The 6,635-nt window shown below is 71.4% G+C and carries 7 protein-coding genes; 2 read left to right on the top strand and 5 right to left on the bottom strand.

What is annotated here, in order from left to right:
* Positions 1 to 92 precede the first annotated feature (92 nt).
* Positions 93 to 698 (top strand): dTDP-4-dehydrorhamnose 3,5-epimerase, encoded by a 606-nt coding sequence (gene rfbC / locus HW445_RS14575; protein WP_180221449.1) that lies wholly within the window; start codon positions 93 to 95, stop codon positions 696 to 698.
* Between the two features lie 99 nt (positions 699 to 797).
* Here the strand turns inward: rfbC and HW445_RS14570 are convergent, their stop codons facing one another.
* The 4 genes from HW445_RS14570 to HW445_RS14555 all read right to left on the bottom strand — a co-directional run bounded on the left by HW445_RS14570 (position 798) and on the right by HW445_RS14555 (position 4,621).
* Entirely contained in the window at positions 798 to 1,604 is an 807-nt protein-coding gene (locus HW445_RS14570) for a class I SAM-dependent methyltransferase (RefSeq protein ID WP_151770455.1), read from the bottom strand.
* On the bottom strand, positions 1,601 to 2,488 hold the full coding sequence (rfbD, locus tag HW445_RS14565) for a dTDP-4-dehydrorhamnose reductase (RefSeq protein WP_180221448.1): 888 nt from the start codon (positions 2,486 to 2,488) through the stop codon (positions 1,601 to 1,603). The genes HW445_RS14570 and rfbD overlap by 4 nt, the downstream gene beginning before the upstream one ends.
* Before the next feature lie 67 nt (positions 2,489 to 2,555).
* A complete protein-coding gene (gene rfbB / locus HW445_RS14560) occupies positions 2,556 to 3,551 on the bottom strand; it encodes a dTDP-glucose 4,6-dehydratase (RefSeq protein ID WP_180221447.1) in 996 nt (331 codons plus the stop codon).
* The gene (locus HW445_RS14555) at positions 3,548 to 4,621 is read right to left on the bottom strand and encodes a glucose-1-phosphate thymidylyltransferase (protein WP_180221446.1); all 1,074 of its coding nucleotides are present in this window, start codon (positions 4,619 to 4,621) and stop codon (positions 3,548 to 3,550) included. The genes rfbB and HW445_RS14555 overlap by 4 nt, the downstream gene beginning before the upstream one ends.
* A 535-nt stretch (positions 4,622 to 5,156) precedes the next feature.
* Between HW445_RS14555 and HW445_RS14550 the strand changes: the two genes are divergently transcribed.
* Complete coding sequence (locus tag HW445_RS14550; protein ID WP_180221445.1) at positions 5,157 to 5,792, top strand: HAD family hydrolase; 636 nt, start codon at positions 5,157 to 5,159, stop codon at positions 5,790 to 5,792.
* 18 nt (positions 5,793 to 5,810) lie between these two features.
* Here HW445_RS14550 and HW445_RS14545 read toward each other — a convergent pair whose 3' ends face one another.
* Positions 5,811 to 6,164, bottom strand: coding sequence for a hypothetical protein (locus HW445_RS14545; RefSeq protein ID WP_180221444.1), 354 nt, complete (start codon positions 6,162 to 6,164; stop codon positions 5,811 to 5,813).
* Positions 6,165 to 6,635: the final 471 nt, after the last annotated feature.

The raw sequence follows: 6,635 nt of genomic DNA, 5'->3' as shown, positions 1-6,635 counted from the left end.
GCTGCCGGCCCGCCGCGCGGTGGTGAAGGCGATGGACACACTCACGCCCGGTCTGCGGGCGCGGCTGACCGAGGGCAAGGGGGAATGAGCACGTGCGACCGCTGACCATCGAGGGGACCTGGCTGCTGGAGCCGAAGGTCTTCCCGGACGACCGGGGCAGTTTTCACGAGTGGTTCCGGGGCCGGGAGTTCCGCGAGGCCACCGGATACGACCTGTCGCTCGCGCAGGCGAACTGCTCGGTCTCCCGGCGGGGCGTGCTGCGGGGGCTGCACTTCGCGGACGTCCCGCCCGGGCAGGCCAAGTACGTGACCTGTGCGCGCGGCGCGGTGCTGGACGTGATGGTGGACATCCGGGTCGGCTCCCCCACCTTCGGCCGCTGGGAGTCGGTCCGGCTGGACGAGGACAACCGTCACGCCGTGTTCCTCGCCGAGGGCATCGGGCACGCCTTCATGGCGCTCACCGACGACGCGACGGTGCTCTACCTGTGCTCGACGGGATACGCCCCCGGCCGCGAGCACGGTGTGCATCCGCTCGACCCCGCGCTGGGCATCGAGTGGCCCGACGGCATCGAGCCGGTGCTCTCCGAGAAGGACGCCGCGGCGCCGTCGCTGGCCGAGGCGCGTGCGGCCGGCCTGCTGCCGGTGTACGAGGAGTGCGTGGCGTACTACGAGAAGCTGCGGGGCGACGAGTCCGTGTGAGGGCGCCATGACGACGGCCGGGGCCCCCGCGGACACCGCGGGGGCCCCGGCCGTCGTCGTGGGCCGCCGCCGGCCCCGTGCGGGGCCGGCCGGGCCCGGTCAGCCGGTCTCGCCGGTCAGCCGGTCCAGCGACCTGCTCAGCTGCTCCCAGCCCTTGGCCCGCTTGGTGCCGCGGTTGCGGGCGTGGACCAGCGGCTTCCAGAAGCCGGCGCCCAGCAGGTCCTCGGCCCGGACCGCGGTGGTGCGGTCCAGGATGGACTCGGGCACCTTCTGCGGGTCCGGCACGTCGAACTCGGCCATGATCTCGTCGTACTTCTCCTCCAGCACCGTGCTGGCCGGGTCGGCGCCGAAGACCAGGAGCTGGCCGGTGGGCTGGGTGTCGACCAGGACGGTCCGCAGGTCGGGCCGGTAGCGCCGGAGGATCTCGACCACCTTGTAGACGTCGCCGGTCCACGCGCCGGTGTGCCGGTCGCGGGCGGCCTCGTCGACGTTGCGGGGCAGCATGTCGTCGAAGACGATGACGCTGGCCCAGTCCGAGTGCTTCTCGATGTTGATGAAGTCGCGCAGCGCGAACTCGAAGAGGTGCATCCCGTCGATGAACGACAGGTCCAGCGTGACGTCCTGCCAGTAGCCGAACGGGCTGCGGTTGCGGGCGATGTTGCGCAGCGGGTGACGGCCGCCCTTCAGGTGGCCCAGCGGGTTCTCGCGGGCGAAGAAGTCGTCACTGGTGGCCTTCACCAGATGGACGTCGCAGCGGATCTCGGTGACCACCTTGAAGGCGGGGTCGACGGCGATGCTCGGCACCCGGGAGAGGGTCAGGCTTCGGCCGTCGTTGACGCCGATCTCCAGGTAGTTCCGGTTGGCGCAGGTCTGGTGGAGCTCCCTCAGGAACTCGTGGCGCTTCACGAACAGGACTCCTTGCGGATGAGCGGAAGGGCAACATGCAGGGCGGTGCGCCAGTCGCGCAACGGCGGCAGTCCGAGGTGCCGCCACCGGTGGTGCGCGAGGGCGCTGTAGGCGGGACGGGGGGCGGGCCGGGGGAACGCCTCGCTGCTGACGGGGCGCACCCGGGCCGGGTCGGCGCCGAGGAGGCGGAAGACCTCCTGGGCCAGTTCGTGCCAGGTGGTCTCGCCGGAGCTGGTGGCGTGGAAGATCCCGCTCGCGTCCCGGTCGTCCCCGCCGAGGCGGACGCCGAGTTCGGCGATCCGCTCGGCGACGTCGGCGCTCCAGGTGGGCTGGCCGCGCTGGTCGGCGACGACGTCGAGGGTGTCCCGGCGGGATTCGAGCTCGGTCATGGTGCGGACGAAGCTCCTGCCGTGGACGCCGTAGAGCCACGCGGTGCGTACCACGGCGCTCCGTCCGGGCAGTTCGGCGAGGACCGCCCGCTCGCCGGCCAGTTTGGTGCGGCCGTAGGCGGTGCGGGGGGCGGTGGGGTGGTCCTCGGGGTAGGGGGTCTCGCGGGCCTCGCCGTCGAAGACGTAGTCGGTGGAGACGTGGACCAGCCGGGTCGGGGCCTGCTCCGCACACGTGCGGGCCAGGACGCGGGGGCCGTCGCCGTTGATCCGCAGGGCGGCCGCCTCGTCGTGCTCGGCGTCGTCGACCGCTGTGTAGGCGGCGCAGTTGACGACCACGTCGGGGCGGTGTTCGCCGAGGGCGGCGCGGACCTTCTCCTCACGGGTGATGTCCAGTTCGGCGCGTCCGAGGGCCACCACCTCCTCACCGCGGCGGGCGAGTTCCTCGACGGTGTCCCGGCCGAGCATGCCCGAGGCGCCGGTGACGAGCCATTTCATGCGTGCTTCTCCGTAGTTCCCGTGCTCCGCGGTTCCGTGCTCCGCCGGCCGGTCGCGGCCCGCGTGTTCAGACGTCGGCCCGTTCCTTCAAGGGCTCCCACCAACCCCGGTTGTCCCGGTACCACTTGACGGTGTCGGCGAGGCCGGTGGGGAAGTCGTGCCGGGGATGGTAGCCGAGTTCGGTGCGGGCCTTGCCCCAGTCGACCGAATACCGCAGGTCGTGTCCCTTGCGGTCCTCGACGTACTCGACGCTCTCCCAGTCGGCGCCGCAGGCGTCCAGCAGCAGGCCGGTGAGCTCCTTGTTGGAGAGCTCGGTGCCCCCGCCGATGTTGTAGACCTCGCCGGATCGGCCCTTGGTGCGGACGAGTTCCACGCCCTGGCAGTGGTCCTCGACGTGCAGCCAGTCCCGGACGTTGCGCCCGTCCCCGTAGAGCGGGACCTTCTTCCCGTCGAGGAGGTTGGTGACGAAGAGCGGAATCACCTTTTCGGGGAACTGGTGGGGCCCGTAGTTGTTCGAGCAGCGGGTGACCCGGACGTCCATGCCGTGGGTCCGGTGGTAGGCGAGCGCGAGCAGGTCGGAGGACGCCTTGGAGGCCGAGTAGGGCGAGTTGGGGGCGAGCGGGTGGGTCTCCGGCCAGGATCCGGTCTCGATGGACCCGTACACCTCGTCGGTGGAGACGTGCACGAACGGCCCCACACCGTGCCGCAGCGCCGCGTCCAGCAGCGTCTGGGTGCCGACGACGTTGGTGAGGACGAAGTCGGCCGCGCCGGCGATGGACCGGTCGACGTGGGACTCCGCGGCGAAGTGGACGACCTGGTCGGCGGCGCCCATCAGCTTGTCGACCAGCTCTGCGTCACGGATGTCGCCCTGGACGAACTCCAGACGCGGGTGGTCCAGCGGGAGGTTGTCCAGGGTGCCGGCGTAGGTGAGCTTGTCCAGCACGGTGATGCGCAGGTCCGCCTTGTCCTCGGCGGCGAGCAGGGTCCGCACGTAGGTGGAGCCGATGAAGCCCGCGGCACCGGTGACGAGCAGGCCGGTGGAGGTCGGAGTGGAAGAGGTCATGGGTGGATTCGCACCTTGCTGTGGTCGCCGAGAACGAGACGGTGGGCACTGGGCACGCCGGGCGCGGCCTGGGTGGTCACCTCGGCGTGACGGCCGATGAGGGAGGACTCGATCCGTCCGACGCCGCAGATGGAGGCGTCACGCAGCACGATGGAGAACTCCAGCTCGCTGTCGTTGACGGTGCAGTTCTCCCCCACCGAGGTGAACGGGCCGATGTACGAGTCGCTGACCACGGTTCCCGCGCCGATCACGGCGGGGCCGACGATCCGCGAACGGGTCACCCGGGCGCCCGGCTCGACGACGACCCGGCCGACGGTCTCGCTCGCCTCGTCGACCTCGCCGTCGTTGCGGGGTTCGAGCGATTCGAGGACCATCCGGTTGACCTCGAGCATGTCGACGACGTTGCCGGTGTCCTTCCAGTAGCCCTGGATGACGGTGGACCGCACGGCGGCCCGGTCGTCGATCAGCCGCTGGATGGCGTGGGTGATCTCCAGTTCGCCGCGCCAGGACGGCTCGATGGCGCGGACCGCCTCGTGGATCCTGGGCGTGAAGAGGTAGACGCCGACCAGCGCGAGATCGCTCTTGGGCTGTTCGGGCTTCTCCTCCAGCGCCACCACGTGACCGGCGTCGTCGAGCACGGCGACACCGAAGGCACGGGGGTCGGGGACCTTGGTCAACAGAATCTGGGCGGCGGGGCGGTTGTGGCGGAAGTCGTCGACGATGTCGTTGATGCCGCCGACGATGAAGTTGTCGCCGAGGTACATCACGAAGTCGTCGTCGCCGAGGAAGTCCCGGGCGATCAGCACCGCGTGGGCCAGGCCCAGCGGCTTCTCCTGCGGGATGTACGTCACCTTGAGACCGAAGTCGGAGCCGTCGCCGACCGCGGCGCGGATCTCCTCGGCGGTGTCCCCGACGACCATCCCGACCTCGGTTATCCCCGCATCGGCGATGGATTCCAATCCGTAGAACAGAACCGGCTTGTTGGCCACCGGCACCAGCTGCTTGGCCGACGTGTGGGTGATCGGCCGCAGTCGCGTGCCGGCTCCACCTGACAGGACGAGAGCCTTCATTCGTCCCACCCTAGCCGCGTCGGTGCGCGACGGACGCCAGACCGGACGATGCGACGATCATTTCCCGCTTCCGCGTGACGGCGGGCCGACGCGTGTGCGGCGCGCGCCCGCTGACCAGGCGTCAGGCAGGGTCGGCGCGGTCCCGCCGCCGGGGAGTCCGGCCGCCCGGAGTCCGGCCGCCCGGGCGGTGAGATTTTTTCCTGATCCCCGTACAACCTTCTCCACCGCTCGGCGGTCGATCACCCCGGGCCGTGTTCCCGCCATTCCGTCACCGCACATGGGTCGACGGATCCGATACGCCTTGTTGACGATGTCAACGACATGTTGCGCTGGCCACCACGGACACAATCGTGTAGCGTCTCCTTCCGACGCACCGCTTCGTCGGGGGGACGTACCGGTGCGCCTCGGGGGCCTGAGGGGGGATCCCGGGGGGATTCATGGGATCCGGGGGGATTCCCAGGGCCGACCGGCCCCGGCGTGACCTGGGGGGGACACGCCGGGGCACGGGTCGGAACGACCGTGGTATGCAAGGCCGGTGACGCCTGTGACCCGCGCCTTCGACGCCGTTCTCTGCGACCTCGACAACGTCGTCCGCTTCTACGACTTCTCGGCGCTCACCGCGCTGGAGCGGGCCTCGGGGCTCGTGGAGGGCCTCACCGCTTCGGTGGCCTACGCGCCGGAACTCGACCTGCCGTTGCTGCTCGGCCGGATCGGCGTCGACGAGTGGCGGGAGGCCGTGGCGGGGCGGATGAGCGCCCACGTGCCACCCGGCAGGGCCGGCGAACTCGCCAGGGCCATGGCCGACGCGCCGTTCCGGGCGGATCCCGAGGTGGTGGGGACGCTGCGGCGGATACGCGAGGTGATGCCGCTCGTCCTGGTCACCAACGCGACGGCCGAACTCGACCGCGACCTGCGGGCGATGGGGATCGCCGACCTCGCCCACCATGTCGTGGGCAGCGCGCGGGTGGGCGTGGCCAAGCCCGCCCGCGAGATCTACGAGATCGCCGCCGGGCTGGCCGGCGTGTCCTGCGACCGCTGCCTGTTCGTCGACGACCGGGCCGAGAACGTGGAGGCCGCCGCCGCGCTGGGGATGTCCACCGTGCACTACCGGTCCCCGCGGGACCTGCGGTCGGTGGTGGAGCCGTGGTTCTCGGGGGCCGGGCGGCCGTAGGCCGTCGAAGCGGCCCTCTCACCTCTCGGCGAGGACGGGTTCGGCCCAGGTGGTGAGCTGGAGGACCGGCCGGGAGGCGACCGCGCGGTCCTGGGCGGGGAGTCCGGCCGTCCCCGGCCCCGCCTGACCGGCGGGCAGCAGCACCGCGCGGGTGCGGCCCCGCAGGCCGATCCGGAGCAGGTAGCGCAGTCCCTCGATGTCGACCAGGCCGCACTCACCGGCCGGCCAGTCCACCGGCTGGTCCACGGGATCGACCCGCCATCCGGCACGGCGGGCGGCATGCACCCAGGCTCCCAGCGCCTGTATCCGGTCCTCCGCCACCGAGGTGCTGGGGCGGGTGATGATCTGGATCGGGTCGGGCCTGTGCTCCATGGAAGTCCCCCTGGTCCACCGGACTGGTGCGGCGATCCTGCCATCCGGGGGCTCGGGTTCCGCAACCCTCCTGCCCCGAGGACCCTCCTGCCCCGGAGACCTTCCGGCACGCGGTATCACGCGGAAGGAGTCCCCGTCGGGGTCGACACACGGCCGTCCGGATGACGTTCACGGCGGCGCTAGCCCGCAGGAGTGTTCTCGCCGGGCGGCAGGGCGGCGCGCGTGCTGGGATCGGTGACGTCGATCAGGCCCGGCGCGAACCGCTCGGCGTGTACCCCGCGCCCGGCCCTTCACCTCATCGGGAGCAACCTTGAAGAAGTCGATACGCCGGCTCTGCCACGTCGGCCTCCCCGCGCTGACGGCGGCCCTCATCTCCGGCGCCGTGGCGCCCCAGGTCCAGGCCGCGGAGGCCGGCGGCCAGCGGTCCGTGTCGCACGGGTGCGATCACTCGTGCCAGGGCGGGCACGGTGG

The sequence above is a fragment of the Streptomyces sp. UH6 genome (genome assembly GCF_013421635.1).
GTDB lineage: Bacteria > Actinomycetota > Actinomycetes > Streptomycetales > Streptomycetaceae > Streptomyces > Streptomyces abyssomicinicus.
The sequence above is the reverse complement of the archived record's forward strand: the minus strand, read 5'-3'. Positions and strand labels throughout refer to the sequence as shown.

Bases quoted from the DNA above. Each gene is read 5' to 3' on its own strand.
- rfbD (WP_180221448.1), bottom strand. From the start codon at position 2,488: ATGAAATGGCTCGTCACCGGCGCCTCGGGCATGCTCGGCCGGGACACC.
- rfbB (WP_180221447.1), bottom strand. From the start codon at position 3,551: ATGACCTCTTCCACTCCGACCTCCACCGGCCTGCTCGTCACCGGTGCC.
- HW445_RS14555 (WP_180221446.1), bottom strand. From the start codon at position 4,621: ATGAAGGCTCTCGTCCTGTCAGGTGGAGCCGGCACGCGACTGCGGCCG.
- HW445_RS14545 (WP_180221444.1), bottom strand. From the start codon at position 6,164: ATGGAGCACAGGCCCGACCCGATCCAGATCATCACCCGCCCCAGCACC.